The following is a 19,249-nucleotide window of genomic DNA, read 5'->3' on the forward strand; positions in this document are numbered from 1 at the left end:
ACTTGAGGGGTGACTTATTTATATGAACAAAATTAGCAAAAAGAAAGCGGCATCCATTACCTTAGCTTTGGCAATCTCAAGCACGACGCTACTTGCGGCTTGCGCATCGGATAAAGAAAAAACAGACACTGCAACAACGACACCAGGCGCTGCAAGCACGGCTGCGGCAAGTGCGAAACCAGCTGGACCTAAGCCGAAAATTACGGTTTCCATTTATGATCGTAACAATGTACCTGAGGGTGAAGGCACAATTACAAATAACCGCTGGACGAAATGGATTAACGACAATGCTCCGGTGCAAGTTGAGTTTATCCCTGTTCCACGTACGAACTCTTCGGAGAAGTGGAACGTCCTGTTCGCTTCGGGGCAAGCACCTGACTTAATCATGGAATTCTCTAATCCCTATATGAAGGATCTGGCGTCCAAAGGGCAAATTATTCCGCTCGATGATGCAATTTCGAAGTATTCCACGAATTACAAAAAGGTGATTACTGGCAATGAGTCTTTACAGAAATTAACGAGATTTAATGGGAAAACGTACTTCTTTGGTCGTACGTTGCCATTTGCAACGAACCATTATGTGATGATTCGCCAAGATTGGCTGGATAAATTGAAGCTTCCAATGCCAAAAACAACAGAAGAGTATCTCCAAGTTGCGAAAGCGTTTACGGAGCAAGATCCTGATGGTAATGGCAAGAAGGATACACTCGGTTCGACGTTCTTCGATGTAGATTATTTCTTCCAATTAGGGCAAGCGAGTGATGAGACATTACCGATGATTACATCCTATCATTTGATTAATGATCAATATGTGCGTACTTGGGATCGTCCGAAGTCAGATCTCGCTTTCAAGAAGGCCCTGTATGATGCTGGCACTGTAGATAAAGATACTTTTACAGATAAAAATGGTGCTAAAGCGCAGCAGGATTGGGTAAACGGCAAGCTCGGTATTTGGGGAGCAGGCGGGTTAGAAGGAGCTGCTACTGGATACGATGTCTACAACACATTGATGAAAAATAATCCAACTGCCAAAGTGGCGATTTTACCGCTTCCGAAGTCCGAATTCGGTCAATTCTCACCTGCTGGTGCAGTACCAATGCAATTTATGTCTGCGATTAACGCAACAGCCAAAAACGTTGAAGCCGTTGTGAAATATGTGGATTGGCTAATGACGCCAGAAGTTCAACAGACGTTAATGTATGGTATAGAAGGCGTTAACTATAAGATGGTAGATGGTTGTCCGAAACCAATTGATCCGGAGAAAAACAAGAAAGAATTAAATTGGAATGGCGATTTCCAAATGATGTCTCAGACAGGTACAATGGGCAAATGTGTGGATTACACGAACCAATTGGATCCTTCGAAGCCGAATGATAAAGCGTATATCGATCTAGTCAAGCAAGGTAGAGAGGCTTATATCACACCGGATCGTCCAACAACGTCTGAAATCGTACTTCCAATTACATTGACGGATGATCTGACAGTCATTAAGAACACATTGAAAAATACGCTAACAAATATTTATACAAAAGCTGTTGTAGGTGGATCAGGGTATACCGTTGATCAAGCGATGAAAGATGCACAAGAGGCTTGGGAAAAAGGCGGCGGTAAGAAAGTCGATGACTTCTATACAAAAGCCTATGCGGATAACAAAAAAGACGTTATTTACACGAAAGACTACTATAAATTGTTGACGAAATAAGTTAACTAGAATCATTTACACAACCAGTTAAATCAACACTTTAGTCCATCATGTGCTTCCTTCCTGCTGCAAGTTAGTTTGGAAGGAAGCACATTTTTTCAATACAATGACTCGATTTCTGCAAGAAGGGGCTGAAATAAGGCCAACAAATCGTTTGACTTAAGAGGGGGCTAATTATGTTAATGGGTAAATTCCGTTTTATGAAAGCGCTTATATTAGTGCTGGCTATGATTGTCAATGTACTGGCACTGCCCATTCAACCTGCCTATGCGGCAGATGAGTATGACACGTTACGAGCGAAGATTTATGATTTTACCACGGGAGGACCTACTTACGACCCAGCAGACCCTGACATCAGCGGCAAGATTACCAATATTACGACGCTTGCTCAGACGAACTGGGATACGATGAATAAGGCTGCAGGAAGAACGTATCTGTGGAGTGATATGGCAACGACAACGGAATCGGAGCATGTTTCAGGAAGCTACCAAAGGTTAGAAGCGATGACGCTAGCTTATGTAACTAGAGGTTCAACGCTTCAGAACAACGCGACTTTGCTTGCAGATATTAAAAGTGCCATGGATTGGATGTACACGAACAGATATAACACTAGTGTACCGTTTAGAGGCTATGACAATTGGTTTGATTGGCAAATCTCTTCACCACTCAGCATCAACAACATAACAACTTGGATTTATTCCAGTTTAACCTCAACACAGATTACGAATTGGCACGCTGTTATAGACTATCAAGCGCTTACTTGGGGAGCTGGTCTGACTGGAGCCAATCGTGTATGGGCTTGTAACATTAAAATAACAAGCGGGATTATTGTTAAGAACAGTGCAAAAATCATTGAGGGAAGAGACCAGCTTAGTTCGGTATTTGATTATGTGACTTCCGGTGAAGGCATGTATAGCGACGGTTCGTTTCTTCAACATACTGCACTTATTCCCTACAACGGCGGATATGGCATAAGTTTGCTCGACAATTTAACCAAGGTGATGTACGTAGTTGCAGGGTCTACTTGGGATATAACGGATCCGGATGTGAATAACATCTATCAATGGATTTATAATGCCTTTGAGCCGTTATTTTATAATACCTCCATGGCCGATATGGTCAGAGGAAGAAACATTGCAAGATTAGCCAGCGATGATAATGGGTTAACGTCAATGGGAGCGCTTGGTGCTTCTGTGGCAAGGATGGCTTTATCAGCACCATCCGCCGAAGATCGGGCAGCCTATAAATCTATGGTTAAAAAATGGATGACAGACGCTACGTCTCCTACCAAGTATGCAGATTTGGTAATGATCAGCTCCATCGTGCAAACGAAACAAATCATGAGTGATCCTTCCGTTACCACGAGAGATGCGCTTATCATGAACAAACAATACCCTAACATGGCTAGAACCATCCATCATAGATCGGGATTCGCATTTGGCATCAGTATGTCATCGAATAAAATCGGGAATTTTGAAATTGTTAATAATGAGAATTTAAAGGGCTGGCATACCGGAGACGGGATGACCTATCTCTATAATTCTGATTTGACTCAGTATAAGGATTCTTACTGGCCTACCGTAAACAGCTATCGTTTGCCGGGCACAACAGTTAATCAGAACACGACGGCAACAGCCAATGCCAAAAATCCGAATAGCTGGGTTGGAGGCACAGAAATATCAGGACAATACGGGATCACAGGCATGCAGTACACGGCTAATGCCGCTACGCTGACAGCAAAGAAATCATGGTTCATGTTTGATGATGAGATTGTGAGTTTGGGTGCTGGTATCACGTCTACAGACAACAAGGTTGCTGAAACCATTGTTGAAAACCGGAAGCTGAATAGCAGCGGTAACAATGCGCTTACTGTAAACGGCGCTGCGAAATCTGCTGCGCTTGGGTGGAATGAGACGATGACTAATGTAAACCGAATTCATTTGGCCGGTAATGTGGCAGGTTCCGACATCGGTTACTATTTCCCTACAGCAACGACAGTAAAGGGATTGCGCGAGGCGCGAACAGCCCAATGGTCGAGCATTAACCAGTACTATACAGGGGCGGAATACTTTACGAACTATACACGCAACTACTTGAATCTATGGTTCGATCATGGCACGAATCCGACTAATGCCCAGTATGCCTATGTGCTACTGCCAGGTATGTCCAGCGGGCAGTTGGATACGTATGCAGCTAATCCGGACATTACGGTAATCGAGAATTCAACTGCTGCACAGGCAGTGCAAGAAAATGCACTTGGCATACTAGGAATTAACTTCTGGAATGATGCTGCCAAAACCGTTAGCGGTGTCACCAGCAACAAAAAAGCGTCTGTTATGGTCCGCACGACCGAGAATGGAACCGAAGTTTCCGTATCTGATCCAACATTGGCCAATACGGGTACTATTCAACTTACGCTTACGCAACCTCTGGGGCCAGTGGTTTATAAGGATTCACGGATAACAACCAGCACGAGCGGTGGTACGACTACCCTTACCGTCAATGTGAACGGTGCTGGCGGCAAGAGCATTAAGGCGTTTTTTGCAACGCCTTCCGCAGGCCCAGTTACTGGTTACACGGTCAACGAAGATTTTGATGACATGCTGCCTGGCACATTGACCGGTCAAAATGGCTGGATTTTCAATAATGCAGGCGTGGCTGCGAATACAGTTGTTGTGCAGAAGGAGAATGGCGTGAGCGGGGACAAATCCCTGAAAGTCACGACAGGCTCAACAAGCGGTGGTGCCGAAGCTTATCGTCTGTTTAATGCGCCTCAAGGCGGCTACATCACAGCGGAAGCGACGGTAACGGCTGATGACAGCAATTGGAAAAATGCGTTAATCATCGCGGACAACAGCTTAACTGCTAATAACGTAGCGGCTCAATTGGTGCTGCAAAGCGGCAAAATTTGGGGCTATAACGGCAGCACCAAAACCGATGTGTTAACAGGAATCACCTCTGGCCAGCCGTATCGCTTGAAAGTCGTGATCAATGCGTCAACGAAAAAATACGACGTCTACGTCAATGATGCGCTGCTCGCCTCGGGTTGGAGTTATCGCTTCGCGGGAGTAACCACGCTCGACAAGTTCTCTACTTCTATTGCCGGCAACGCCAGCTCGATGAGCGTAGACGATGTGAAAGTATCGTATGCACCGCTTACTTTAACTACACTAGTTAATGAGAACTTTAACAGCTTGGCGCTTGGTAACCTGAATGGGCAAGGCGGTTGGGTATTCGATAACGGCGGTATCACGGGGAACACAGGCGTAGTGCAGATGGTAAGCGGATCGACTACGAACAAAGCGGTTAAATTGACAACGACGTCCACCAGCGGTAAAGCCGAGGCGTATCAGGTGTTTACCGCACCGGCAAGCAGCACTGTTATTGTAGAAGCGACTGTGACGGCCGATGACAACAACTGGAAAAATGCCTTGATCGTCGCAGATAGCAGTCTTACCTCCAACAGCAGTGCTGCCCATCTCATTATGCAGAGTGGTAGAATCTGGGGCTACAACGGGGGGACCCAAACGAACCTACTGACGTCGATCGAGAACGGAGTTCCGTACCGTTTAAAAGTGATTATTAATACAGCAACGAAAAAGTTCGATGTCTACGTAAACGGCGAGTTGCGAGGCTCGCAGTGGAACTATCGGTATACCGGGTTGACCAAGGTCGACAAGCTGAGCACTTCGATCGGTGGCAACGCTAGCTCCATGAGTGTAGATGATGTCAAGTTGAGTTATAATCCGTAAGGGTTAGGGAGCAGAAACGCAAAGAAGCCTGAGTTCTCAAAGTCTCAGGTTTCTTTGTTTTATTCCGCATGTTAATCCAACAAAGAAATGTAGATTGATGGGACGTAGCAAAATAGGTATGTTAAACCTGTTAGCTAAGAAGCTTAGGAGGATTAATATGCCTGCAACGATAGAGACCTACACCGTACCGTCTATTTATGTGGAATCATCGTATTTCTCGGTAAAAGCTGAGAACACCGAAATACCGGTGATCTCTTTTCTGACGGATCGTGATTATGATTACGCTCATTTCTCATTTTCAGGATCAACGACCATAACTATCACGGTGTGCGAGCCGATCGATACGCATTCGATAAGTCCGTTAGCATTTGAGATCCAAGGAACGGTAGTGGGGAATAAGCTTACCTTCGATCTCCAAGAGTCCCGATATCTCATTGTGAAAATTAACAATTTGAAGGAGCTCGTCCTCATCGCAGATCCACTTGAAGTGAGCGTTCCGCCTGCATCAGGCCATGGCATCTATCATGTAGTGGCTAATTATGGCGCTGATCTCACGGGGAAAAGGATGGCAACTTCAGCGATTCAAGAGGCAATCAATGATGCGAGCTCAGCTGGTGGAGGCGTTGTCTATGTGCCTGAGGGTGTTTTCCTGATCGGCAATCTGGTTCTGAAAAGCCATGTTACCCTATATTTGCAAGGAGGAGCCGTACTTAGGGCAACCGATCATAAAGAGGATTACACGGTCGATTTTCATAAAGATAGTCTAAATTATGACGGAACTTGGCTCATCCAAACAGAACCTAATTCCACCCATATTGCGATCACTGGTAGAGGGACAATTGATGGGAATGGTTCCTGGATGAGAGCGAATCAAAGCTTTGTTAGCAATATAATTGTGCCTATGCTGACCTCCAACTTTACGATTGATGGCATTATTGGGCGAGATGCAGGTCTCTGGGCGCTTATCCCTACTCGTTCCAATCATGTGAAGATTACGAACTACAAGGGCTTCCAATCGTTGGTTGATTATGAGGATGATGCTATAGATATTGTAGAGTCACAGAATGTGCTTGTCACACATACAATCGCCATTTCGGAGGATGACCCGTTCTCCACCAAAACCTGGAATGAAGCAACGGATATCGCCGATAATTGGCCGGGATCGCCTCAAATGCTTGAGAATGTAACGTTCGATGATTGTGTAGCATGGACTTGTTGTGCTGCTTTTAAGGTAGGGATGGGCGTAGAGCAATCGCAACGGAATATCGCTTTTACAAATAGTTACGTATATCAAGCCAGCCGTGCTTTAGCGATTCATCACCGCTTTGGCAAGGCTACCGCGGAGAATATCACCTTTGAGAACATCGATATTGAGCAAGTCATCCATACAAGAAATGGACCTTTTTGGCTGCATGTTGAAATCGAAGAGAGTGGGAGAGGGATCGGGCCTGTTACCCAGGTGCTTTTTAAAAATATTAAGGTACGCGATCAAGGCCGACTCCCATCCATGCTGCGTGGAACAGATCCTTTCCTGATTGAAGGGGTTACCTTTGAGCAGGTCTATATGATGGGCAGCACGAAGCCATCAGCTACGTTGGAAGAGATGAATATCCGCAATATCGAACTCTACGTTGTGAATGATATCCGATAATAAATGAAGAAGGTGCTCTGATTGCGTGTAGTGCTCACTGACTTACCCTATAGTCAAGATATCAAGAGAAATCAATCCCAAAAACCGTGGGAACAAGCTTCAGGCTGGCCATGCCGTTGGGTGACATGCACAGCGGCTGATAAACCTCCTCATGTCATCGTTTACCGTTGCAAGTTCTCTCTTAGCGAAGCTCTACGCTTAAGGGTCCACGTATCGGGCGACGAGAGATATGAGCTGTTTCTGGATCAAAAAAGGATCGGCCGAGGCAGCGAACGTGGAGACCGCAGCAATTGGTTCTATGAGACGTATGAAGTCGAGCTTGCCGCAGGGGAACATCAATGGATTGCGCGTAGTTGGGCAATTGGCGAACATAAGCCATGGGCACAAGTCAGCGTACAGCCAGGTTTCCTTCTGAGTCCAGATGATGAAGCACTCGCGCCACTTATGGGTACAGGCGTTGCTCAGTGGGATGCGAAGCCGATGCCAGGTTATCGTTTTATTCCACTGCCCTCTAGCATCGGTACTGGTGCAAAGCTGAACATTGACGGCGCTACCTTTGATTGGGATGCCCTCTTAGGGGGTGGGGAGGGATGGCTTCCCGTACAACCTTTGGCGAATGTCTACCATAATAAGGACAATTATCATTTCTCGTCGGTACAGCGTCTTATGCGTCCAGCTACTTTGCCACCGATGCAAGAAGTTCGCGTGACGACGATGTCAGTACGTTTTGTTGAGCAAGCTGGAATCGTGGAAGCAGATGGACATCAGCTCGTTGCTAGTCGTGATCTAGAAGAGGAGCATGAGCGTTGGAATAGTTTACTTACTGGGCAACCAACTCACATTCCAGCGAATACCCGTAGAAGAGTCATTATCGATTTAGGTGATTATTATTGTTTCTATCCAGCGCTTATCCTTTCAGGAGGAAAAGGTTCTGTCATTCGACTCCATTGGGAGGAGTCCTTCTATGATGAAGCAGATGGCGGACGCAAGACGAATAGGAACGAGATTGCAGGTAAATGGTTTAGAGGTTATGGCGATATCTTTCGTGCGGATGGCGGGTTAGGTCGAAGTTTCGATACGTTGTGGTGGCATGCGGGACGTTATGGTGGGTTGATCGTAGAAACGGGTAGCGAGGCGCTCGTCATAGATGCGTTTGGATTGCTGGAAACGAGATATCCCTTGGAAATGGAAGGCTCCATACAGTGTAGTGATGAACGCCTAAACCAAGTCGTTCGTACATCATTTAGGACTTTGCAAATGTGTGCACATGAAACATACATGGATTGCCCCTATTGGGAGCAACTGATGTATGTGGGGGATACACGCATTCAGTCGCTTGTTACCTACGTGAGCACGCTCGACGCTCGATTACCGCGTAAAGCACTGGACATGTTCCGAGCTTCGCGCAACAACCATCTAGGACTTGTGAACTGTGCTTACCCGGACCAAAGCGGTAAACATATTTCCTCCTTCTCCTTGTGGTGGGTGGCGATGGTTTACGATTATGCTTTGTGGAGAGGGGATCGGGAATGGATTCGTTTCATGATGAGCAGCGTTCGAGATGAGTTGGATCGGCTATTGTTCAATCGTTCATCGAATGGAGCGGTAAAGCTGCCTATTTCATGGAACTTCATAGACTGGCAGACAGCGCCTTCAGATGCATGGAGTTCTGGTACCCCGCCGCATGGAGCAGATCGATTGAATGCAGCCTACAATCTGCAAATGATTTATACGTTGGAGCTGGTCGCCAAGCTTGAAGACTACTTAGGTGAAAAAGAGCTGGAATCACGAGCGAGACGGCTGGCAAAAGAACTGGGCAGCGCAGTCGAGCAGTTGTTCTGGAATGAGGAGAGAGGGCTGTTTGCGGACGATACTGGCCATCAGTATTATTCGGAGCATGCACAGGTGCTTTCCTTATTATGCGAGTCGATTTCGCCCAGACTGAACCGACGCCTTATACCCGAAATATTGAAGACGGCCACCGACTTGATGCGCACAAGCGTGTATTTCGATCACTATACGTTCGATGTGTTAGCGTCTGCCAATCAAATTGAAGCACTGTTGGACAGACTTGAGCCTTGGTTCGGCATGGAGGGAACTGGTCTTAAGACGACGCCAGAAATTTTCCTAGATTCCACGCGTTCGGATTGTCATGCTTGGGGGGCTCATCCGGTCTACCATCTCTACACCAACTTGCTTGGCATCCGCCCGACATCAATGGGTTTTGCTTCGGTCGTGATTCGTCCGCAGCTAGGATCTTTGACGAGTCTGCACGGTAAGCTCCCGCATCCGAATGGATTTATCGAAGTGAACGTGGAGTGTCGGGGCAGCCAATGGCACGTCGAAGTTGCACTGCCTCATGGTTTGCCTGGTACGTTGGTTTGGGGTAGTGAAAGCTATTCCTTGCAAGAGGGGCAGAATGAGTTTGGATTTCCAACATTATCCTGATGTAAAAACATATGCCTCTAGCAGTTTCTACGCTGCAGGGGCTTTTTCCCCATTCTGCCTAATACATGTTAACTCCGCGAAAGGTTGTATATTGCTCCGCCATCCGTTCAAGGATAGAATGGTAGGATAAATACCCTCTTATCATGAAGGAGAGAGCCCAACTTGAGAAGAAATTGGTTCCGTCGCTTGCTACTTTCCTATGTTCCTGTATTAATCCTGATCGTTTGTTTATTCGTATTTATTGGAGTCGTACAACTCAATGATTTGTCCCGCAAAGAAGCCCTGAAATCCAGTGGCGTGTATGTCCAAAATATCCAGAACAGCATCGACATGTCGTTGAACTCCATTGAATTAATGATGTTAGAAACAATAACTCGTAATATTAACATAACGACGTTCGCTGGGATGCAAAGTGATACTAACTTTTTCATCGAGCTTTCCCGGCTGCTTCAAAGTTTAACAGCGACCAATCCGTGGATTGATTCTGCCTACTTGTATCGGGCAGGGGATGGGACGGTTATTAGTGATAAAACAAAGATGAACGTCGAACAATTTGCAGATAAACCATTCATTGTTAGTCATTTAGATCATCCTGAACTAGACAGCTGGAGTCTGCCTCGTTCCTTTCGGATTGTAAAAGAAGGGAATCAGGAAAGTAGTACAGTCATTTCCATGGCCCAAGGTGTTCCTTTGCAAAGTAAAGGGATCGCTATGCTTGTTATTAATGTAAAAGTCAGTGCGATTCAAGAGTTTCTAAGCAAATACGGGATTTCGGAAGTGAATCAGATTGCACTCAAAGATAGTCAAGGCCAGATGATTTTTGAACAAAAAGGCAAGGATCCGAAGGTTGATGATATTACGATCATATCCAACTATACAGGCTGGACGTATACGAGCTCGCTTAAGAAGGAAGAGCTAGGTAATATTTTTAACTATATGAAAAGTGGTTGGTTTATTGTCGGGTTCTTGGGACTGCTGCTAGCGATAGGTTGGATTGTATATATTACACGTAAAAACTATAAGCCAATAGAAACGATAATGTCGCGAATCGAGAAATACAATCAAGTGCATAAAGAGAATCCAATACAAGGACCAACGGTCGATGAGCTTAGTTATATTGATTACACGTTGAGCAACATCATTGAGGTGAGTCAGGAGTATCAGAATCAGAGTCTCGTAAATCAGAAGTATCGACGTATCCAATTATTCCACGAGATTATTGATGGAAGTCGCCTGTTAGAGCAGGCAGATTGGAACAATGAGTTGATGGAACTTGGCATGAAGCAATTGGGGAGTGCCGCTGTCAGCATCGTTGAAATTGATAAATATACGGAATTCATTAGTAGACATTCCCGTGAGGATCAGGGGCTTTTTAAGTATATTTTGAAAAAAGTAGTCGACGAATCGGCAGAAGCCTGTGGTCTGCGCATTTGGCAGGAATGGGTCACGAATCATCGGTTGTGTATTATTTTTCTTGAAGAGCAGCAAGAGATTCCACTGGAGACGATGATGCTGACGCTGACGGATCAAGTACGTCAATGGATGCAGAACAATTTGAAGTTGACGGTGACATTCGGTTTGGGCTGTACGGTACACGAAGTTCAAGCGATACACCGGTCCTATGAATCATCGGCAAGAGCACTGGACTATAAGTCTGCGCTTGGCAGCAACCGGGTGATCGGCCATTGGGAAATCGAGCTATTGTCGCATGATGATCTATACGTTTACCTGCAGTATGTACGGACGATTGCTCAAGCTTTCCGTGTTGGTAACGATGGGTGGCAAGAGCAGCTAAAACTGCTATTTGAGGGTTTACGTCGGCTTTTGCTTCCCAAAGAGGAGATCAGCGGCATTCTCAGTTACATGAACTATTATTTCTATCGGGAAATGATGGAGCTGCCTCCTGAGTATCAAGAACTATGGAATCGGGAGTTCCGCACACCGTGGGATGAGAATATGGAGACACTTGAAACGCTGGATGAGCTGGAATCATTTTATTTGGTAACCATTACGTCCTGTGCACAGCAAATGGAAGAGATTCGGGTCAGCAAGGGCAATCACGGTGTGGTGCAAAAAGTAAGGGACTACATCGAGGCCAATTTTAGTGATCCTGATCTATCTTTATCGAGCCTAAGCGAACAATTTAATATGAATTCGTCCAGCCTAAGCACCATATTTAAAGAGGATTTCGGTGAGAAGTTCGTCGTCTATCTCTGCCAAATACGGATGGAGCATGCCAAAGAATTGCTAAGAACGACACCTTTGCCTATCCAAGAAATTTCGGAACGTGTAGGATATTTACATCAGATGTCTTTCATTCGCGCTTTTAAGAAAATGATTGGCACAACACCTGGGGATTATCGGAAGGTTCATCAATAAGATTGGCCTCCATGTTAACTGGGCAAAAAAATGTAGATTGAAGAGCACCTCCAAAGTAGGTAAAGTGAGTGAAAAGTGACGCGATGTTGCCTTTCACCTACAAATACTTTCGGAGGTTTTTATGTCACATATATGGGGACAATTGCTTCATCCGCCTAATGAGTATCGGACGATCCCGTTTTGGTCATGGAATGATAAATTGGAGATCGCCGAATTAGAACGGCAAATTGAAGAGATGCATAAAGCGGGGATTGGCGGCTTTTTCATGCATGCGAGAGGTGGGCTTCAAACCCCCTACATGGGGGAGGAGTGGATGGATGCGATTCGCGCTTGTATCGTAAAAGGCAAAGAATTAGGCCTATCTCCATGGCTGTATGATGAAAATGGGTGGCCTAGCGGCTTCGCTGATGGGAAGGTGACTGCCAAAGGCGAGGCATTTCAGCAAAAGAAGCTGCTCTGTGAACACGCGCCTTTTCAAAGTCCTGCCCAACATACGATCGCGTACTACGAGCAAACAGAGACCGGGTATAAGCTACTTGGGGATGAGGATACAGAAAAGGCACAGCTTCGATTGTACTATGAGGTTAATCCCTACTATTTAGATGCCTTAAGTGAGCGGGCAGTGAGGGCGTTCATTGAAGCCGCCTATGACGCGTATTGGGAGCGCTTTGGAGTGGAGTTTGGGGATGTCATTCAAGGATTTTTTACCGACGAACCTCAATTTGCTCGCGGTCAATTACCGTGGTCCTTTGAATTGGAAGCGGCATTTCGATCTGCAAATGGGTATGAGTTGAAGGACGTATTGCCAGCGTTATTCCTGCAAGTCGACGGCACTACGAAAGCCAGATACGACTACTGGGCGTGTGTAACAGCGATGTTCACGAAGGCGTACGCGAAACAAATCGGTGAATGGTGTCAAAGTAAAGGATGGTCATTTACGGGACATGTTGTTGACGAACAAGCGCTGCAGATTCAAGTAACCTCTGTTGGAGATCCCATGGCGTTCTATGAACATTTGAACATGCCAGGTTGTGATTGGCTCGGCCGTTTTATTGGTGATGAACCGATTGTCCCGAAGCAGGTCGGATCTGTCGCTCATCAACTTGGGAAAAAACAAACGATTACCGAAAGCTTCGGTTGTTCCGGTTGGGACATTAGCTTCGCGGATTTGAAGCGAATTGGTGAATGGCAGTTCGTGCATGGCATTACGATGATTTGCCAGCATTTGCAGAGCTATAGCCTGAAAGGGCTGCGGAAGCGGGATTATCCGCCATCCCTGTTCGTCCAACAGCCTTGGTGGGAGGATTATAAAGGCTTCAACGATTATTTCGCCAGATTGTCGATGCTGCTATCAGAAGGGACAAGACAAGTCGAAGTTCTGCTCTTGCACCCGATTCGCAGTGCGTGGACCTTGCAGCGCGGAGAGGATCGCTCCGACATTCCGCGGTTCCACACGGCGTTCGCCCAGCTGTCCCGCTGGATGTGCCAAGCCTTTATCGAGCATGATTACGGCAGTGAAAGTATCATGGAGGGGCATGGTCATGTGAAGGACGACCAATTCATCATTGGCGAGGCAGCCTATCGTGTGGTGGTTCTGCCGCCAAGCGTGACGATTAGTCGAACGACACTTACGTTGCTGAAACAATTCGTGCAGCAAGGAGGACAGTTGATTGCTTGTGCACCCTATCCCCAGCTAGTTGAGGGTATGCCGGACAGTGAACTTGCAGAGTTGCTGCTGCAAGCGAACAAACCGGAGTGGTCATCGGCTGCCATGGTTGACGCCATAACGAAGGTCAGTGCACCTTCCATTCGGATGACCGATGAGCGCGGAGTTACCATTGCAGTAGACACAATTAACGTGCAAACTTTGGAACTTGATGGATCTCGTTTGTATTATGTCGTCAATTCCGGGGACGAGCATTATGCTCAGGTTGACATCGAGTTGCTTCATAAAGGGCAAGTAAGCTTGATTGATCTTACAAGCGGCGACACGGAATGCCTAGCTCAGATCACAACGGCGGATGGCATTCGGGTTCAGCTGCCGCTGCATCCTGGTCAATCCTATATGCTGCGGCTGGAGTCACGAAATGGACATCCTGCGAATGTTATTGAACAAGTGTCGGAAAAGAGTAAGAGTGAGAGTCAATCCGCAGAAACAACCATATTGAGTTCCCATTGGGACGTAGTCTCCCTCACCCCGAACAGCCTCACCTTGGATACGTGTCGATTACGTGTGGAGGATGGCGAGTGGTCTGAACTACAGCCTGTGATTCTTATCCAGGAACAATTATTAGATCTGGGTCGATCTGTTGATATCGAGTTAGACTTTCCTTTCTATGTTGGATGGGAAACTGGATGTAACAGGGAGCTATTTGTTGTCATGGAAAGCCCTGAGCTTTTCATCATAGAAGTTAACGGTGGTAAGGTCTCCTCCGAGAGCTGCGGAACATGGCGAGACGGTTCATTCCACAAAGTCGCTATCAGCGGCAATGTGCAAAGCGGGGAAAATCACATTCGGTTAAACAGACATTTCTATAATTCACCTGAAACGTATCAAGCGATTGAGAATGCGAAGAAATTTGAATCAGAAGGCAATAAGTTAACTTTCGATACCGAAATGGAGAGCATTTATCTACTGGGTGAGTTTGGTGTTGAATCCTGCTCTGGGTATGTGTACGGTGAACGAAGGGCGGTTCAGACGGAGGGGCCTTTTGTCCTTACGGAGATTCCTCAGGTTGTTCATGCGAGCGAACTTGTTCAGCAAGGACTTCCTTTCTTCGCGGGTACGATTCGATTGCGCCAGCACATCGTTGTGAATTGGAATGATGGCGCTGCTGCCAAATGGTTCTTTCCTGAGCCACCTCATGCTGCTGTATGCAAACTGTGGTTGAATGGACACGAAGTTCGAACCTTCTTATGGGAACCGTATGAGGCTGACATTGGGAGATACCTGGTTGCTGGGGAGAATGTCATCGAGATGGAGCTAACGAATAACTGCCGGAACTTACTTGGCCCACATCATCATATCCATGGTGAAATTTACAAAGTAGGCCCATCCAGTTTCACGAATACACCAGGTTGGACGGACAAAGGGATACCTCAGGGAGTCTCGATGTATGTAGACCGATACACTTTTGTCAGGTTCGGATTGCCACTCCCGCCGCGTATTGTGATTTCATCTATCTAAAAAAACAGATCATAGACAGAGGATCATCTGCCTGTGATCTGTTTTTTTCGCTGGCCAGCCGCTTAATTCAACTCTCTAAATCGCTCCGGCGTAAGGCCAATTTGTTTGCGAAAGCTGGCAATAAAGTGGCTCGTATCCCGAAAGCCTACACGCACAGCAATCTCTTTAATGGCTCGATGTCTGTCGGTTAGCAGCATTTCCTTGGATTTGCGAAGTCGCATCATGATGAGGTAGGCATAAGGCGATAGCCCGAAAGCATGCTGAAACAACGTATTCAAATGTCGTGGTGTAATCGCTAAGACCGCGGCCATCTGTTCGATCCCGGTATCCGGATTCGGATAGTGATCTTCTAGCCAATCCGTAAGTGGTTGTAAGTGAAGCATCTGATTCGTAATCGAGGTGCGATTATTGATTTGTGCGTGCTTTTTAATCTGAATCAAGAAATGGTACAAATCCGCGGATGCATCATAGCCGGAATAATCAGCTTGTGTCTGAAGTTTATTCAAAATATGGGTGAGAGCTAGGTTTAAAGGACCTTCCTCATCCCAACGGAAGACGGCGGATTCCAGCATATCTAATGTGCTTAAGATCGTATGCACACTAGTGCCTCCGAACGTGACGTACTGTGTGCACCAGGTATCCGTAACGGCATAATAAGTGTGCGGTTCACCGGGCAGCATGAGGACACCGGAACCTTTTGATAAAAGGACTTTCCGATTGCCCATTTCATATTCGCCTTCACCAGAAAAAGTCTGCAGCCAATGATAGTGAGGGAGGCCATCTTTACGATTAAGTTTCTCCTGATCTTCGTGATGACCAATGCTGTCTATAAATAAAGGGTAAGGCTGGGCTGTACTAGGGGTTAGTAGAAATCGGGTATGCACAATGAATCATCCTGTTCCATTTTCTTATATAAGAATGCATTTATATTATATTTTAACATGAATATGAATCAAATATAATGTACTTATTCTTATATGAATTTAGATGAAGAGGTGCGAATCGTGATACATGCTAAGCTGCCAAAAATTTGGTACGGTGGAGATTACAATCCAGAACAATGGGATAAAGAAGTTATGGATGAGGATTTACGCATGTTTAAGCTTGCGGGAATTGATGTGGCGACGATCAATGTTTTCTCGTGGGCACTATCACAACCGAATGAAGATACCTACGATTTCACTTGGCTGGATGACATCATTGATCGTCTACATGTGAATGGAACTTATGTATGTTTAGCTACGAGTACAGGGGCTCACCCTGCTTGGATGGCCAAGAAATATCCGGATGTTTGTCGTGTAGATTTTGAAGGACGCAAACATAAATTTGGGAAGAGGCACAATTCTTGTCCCAATAGTCCAACTTACCGTACCTATTCGGAACGAATTGCTGAGAAGTTAGCTGAACGCTATAACAATCATGAAGCTGTTCTGATCTGGCACGTATCGAATGAATATGGCGGGTATTGCTATTGTGATAATTGCGCCGACGCATTCCGCACCTGGCTGCAAGAACGATATACGACGCTAGATCAGTTAAACAAAGCATGGTATACAGGGTTCTGGGGTCATACTTTTTACGATTGGGAAGAAATCGTTCCGCCCAATGCCCTTTCCGAGGAAGAGCCTGGAGATCGTTCGTTCTTTCAACCTATTTCCTTAGATTATCGCCGATTCATGTCAGATAGTTTACTAGATTGCTATAAGTTGGAGTACAATGCGATCAGACGCCACTCCCCACAATTGCCAATAACAACGAATTTAATGGGACTTTACAAGCCATTGGATTATTTCAAATGGGCGCCTTATTTGGATGTGATCTCATGGGACAATTATCCTTCCTTGGATACGCCGGTCAGTCTGACATCCATGACGCATGACTTGATGCGTGGATTAAAGGATGGTCAACCGTTCATGCTGATGGAACAAACACCAAGCCAACAGAATTGGCAGAAGTATAACTCGTTGAAACGCCCTGGTGTTATGAAGCTCTGGAGCTATCAAGCGGTTGCTCGTGGCGCGGATACCATTCTTTTCTTCCAGCTTCGCCGATCAGCAGGTTCGTGCGAGAAGTTCCATGGCGCAGTTATTGAGCATGTTGGGCATGAGCATACACGGGTATTCCGCGAGTGCGCGGAGCTCGGGCATGAGCTGGAGCGTTTATCGGATAAAGTGTTGGACGCAAGAGTGAAAGCACGCGTTGCCATTGTGTTCGATTGGGAAAACCGCTGGGCGATTGAACTTTCAAGTGGACCGACAATCGACCTTAAGTATGTAGATGAAGTTCATAAATATTACGACGCTCTGTTTCAGCAAAATATTCAAGTTGATCTCATCGGCACAGATCCGGATCTCGTGGGCTATGATATTGTCATTGCACCTGTACTTTATATGGTGAAAGAGGGATATGCGAAGCGTGTGGAACAATTCGTTCATGCTGGAGGAACCTTCCTGACTACATTCTTCAGCGGTATCGTCAATGAGCATGATCGCGTAACCCTTGGTGGATATCCAGGTGAGCTGCGCAGTGTTCTTGGTATTTGGGCAGAAGAAATCGATGCGTTATTCCCCGATCAGAGCAACCAAATTCAGCTGAATGAGCAATGGGGCGGCCTTAATGGGAACTACCAATGCGGTATCCTGTGTGATTTAATCCATGCTGAGGGAGCCGAAGTAAAAGCTGTGTATGGCAAGGATTTTTATCAAGGGATGCCTGCGCTGACTGTAAATAAATATGGAGCAGGTCAAGCGTGGTACGTAGCTTCCAGTCCTGAGCCAGCATTTTTACAAGGGCTGTTAGGCAACTTGTGCCAAGATAAAGGGATTACTGCACCAATCCCACCTGTGCCTGGTGTTGAGGTTTCTACGAGAACCAATGAGCAGAATGAGTCATTCGTCTTTATTTTGAATCATAATGATCAAGCTGCTAGGATTTCTCTTGGGGACTTGAAAGGGACGGATTTAATTTCCGGCGATTTCATTGAAAATGAAGCGACACTCCCACCTAAAGCAGTTCTCATTATTGAAAAGTAAGCGACATTTCTCCATGGTGAAATAGACATGGTAAGGGAACCTAATCAACGTAAGCCCTGCATTCATGTGTAGGGCTTATGTTGCTTATGTTTTTTTTATGGTGCAAGCAATAATTCAAAAAAAAGGAGAAGGTTGCTGTGAAACTTTCTCCTTTTTTTTGTTGTAAAGCAATAAAATTATGTTGAAAACGAACATATATTGTTATAAAATAACATTAAAATAAGAATGAGGTGAAACGTTAAGATGTCATTAAAACCTAGACTTAACCGAATGTTCAGCAAGCAGGGCAAATGCTTTGACGTTGCGATTGATCATGGCTTTTTTAACGAAATCAGTTTCTTGTCTGGCATTGAAAACGTGAAGCAAGCGATTGAAACGATTGTAGAAGCAGGACCGAATTGTATCCAGCTCAGCATTGGTCAAGCTAGACATCTCCAATCGATTCCAGGCGGTCATAAGCCAGGGCTTGTACTTCGTACTGACGCGGCTAACATCTACGGAAATACACTTCCTCGTTTTGTGTTTAGTGAACTCATTCATCAGGCTATCGAGCAAGCCGTTCGTATGGACGCGGTATCGGTATGTGTCAATTTGCTCTTATTGCCAAATCAGCCTGAGCTTCATTATCAATGTGTTCAGAACGTTTCCCTCCTCAAAACGGAATGTGAAAAGTATGCCATGCCTTTGATGGTAGAACCCCTTGTCATGTTGGCGAACGAAGCTAAGGGTGGTTATATGGTAGATGGAGATATTAATAAAATCCTCCCACTGGTAAGGCAGGCGGTTGAGCTGGGGGCAGATGTCATTAAAGCAGATCCATGCGATCACGTTGAGGAGTATGCTCGTGTCATTGAGATTGCTTCCGGTATTCCTGTATTAGTGCGCGGGGGTGGTCGAGCAAGTGATGAAGAAATCATGACGCGAACGGTTGAATTGATGAGGCAAGGTGCTTCGGGAATTGTCTATGGGCGTAATGTCATTCAACATCCGAATCCTGCAGGAATGACCAAGGCGTTAATGTCCATTGTTCATCATGGCGCAACTGCCGAGCAAGCACTTGCCCAGTTGTCCATCTAATCAACTTATCCATAAGGAGGA

The 19,249-nt window shown here is 45.8% G+C and carries 9 protein-coding genes; 8 read left to right on the forward strand and 1 reads right to left on the reverse strand.

Features of this window, described 5'->3' with window-relative positions; genetic code table 11:
• Positions 1 to 22 precede the first annotated feature (22 nt).
• From ASL11_RS22710 to ASL11_RS22735, 6 genes are all read left to right on the forward strand, one after another.
• Positions 23 to 1,702: an extracellular solute-binding protein gene (locus ASL11_RS22710; RefSeq protein WP_056620098.1), complete on the forward strand. Its 1,680-nt coding sequence runs from the start codon at positions 23 to 25 to the stop codon at positions 1,700 to 1,702.
• A 176-nt stretch (positions 1,703 to 1,878) separates the two neighbouring features.
• Complete coding sequence (locus tag ASL11_RS22715; protein ID WP_056620102.1) at positions 1,879 to 5,454, forward strand: polysaccharide lyase 8 family protein; 3,576 nt, start codon at positions 1,879 to 1,881, stop codon at positions 5,452 to 5,454.
• 157 nt (positions 5,455 to 5,611) lie between these two features.
• Complete coding sequence (locus ASL11_RS22720; RefSeq protein WP_056620105.1) at positions 5,612 to 7,105, forward strand: glycoside hydrolase family 28 protein; 1,494 nt, start codon at positions 5,612 to 5,614, stop codon at positions 7,103 to 7,105.
• A gap of 30 nt (positions 7,106 to 7,135) precedes the next feature.
• Complete coding sequence (locus ASL11_RS22725) at positions 7,136 to 9,553, forward strand: alpha-L-rhamnosidase-related protein (RefSeq protein WP_235550555.1); 2,418 nt, start codon at positions 7,136 to 7,138, stop codon at positions 9,551 to 9,553.
• 162 nt (positions 9,554 to 9,715) lie between these two features.
• Positions 9,716 to 11,932, forward strand: coding sequence for an AraC family transcriptional regulator (locus ASL11_RS22730; protein ID WP_056620111.1), 2,217 nt, complete (start codon positions 9,716 to 9,718; stop codon positions 11,930 to 11,932).
• A gap of 121 nt (positions 11,933 to 12,053) precedes the next feature.
• Complete coding sequence (locus ASL11_RS22735) at positions 12,054 to 15,119, forward strand: glycosyl hydrolase (RefSeq protein ID WP_056620114.1); 3,066 nt, start codon at positions 12,054 to 12,056, stop codon at positions 15,117 to 15,119.
• A gap of 62 nt (positions 15,120 to 15,181) precedes the next feature.
• Here the strand turns inward: ASL11_RS22735 and ASL11_RS22740 are convergent, their stop codons facing one another.
• Positions 15,182 to 16,003, reverse strand: a complete 822-nt coding sequence (locus tag ASL11_RS22740; protein WP_056620117.1) for an AraC family transcriptional regulator — start codon at positions 16,001 to 16,003, stop codon at positions 15,182 to 15,184.
• Between the two features lie 120 nt (positions 16,004 to 16,123).
• Between ASL11_RS22740 and ASL11_RS22745 the strand changes: the two genes are divergently transcribed.
• Both ASL11_RS22745 and ASL11_RS22750 read left to right on the forward strand, forming a co-directional pair.
• Positions 16,124 to 18,151: a beta-galactosidase gene (locus ASL11_RS22745; RefSeq protein ID WP_056620120.1), complete on the forward strand. Its 2,028-nt coding sequence runs from the start codon at positions 16,124 to 16,126 to the stop codon at positions 18,149 to 18,151.
• Positions 18,152 to 18,394: 243 nt separating this feature from the next.
• Positions 18,395 to 19,228 (forward strand): class I fructose-bisphosphate aldolase, encoded by an 834-nt coding sequence (locus ASL11_RS22750; RefSeq protein ID WP_056620123.1) that lies wholly within the window; start codon positions 18,395 to 18,397, stop codon positions 19,226 to 19,228.
• The last annotated feature ends 21 nt before the right edge of the window (positions 19,229 to 19,249 follow it).

It is taken from the genome of Paenibacillus sp. Soil750 (assembly GCF_001428045.1).
In the GTDB taxonomy this organism is placed as follows: Bacteria; Bacillota; Bacilli; order Paenibacillales; family NBRC-103111; genus Paenibacillus_E; species Paenibacillus_E allorhizoplanae.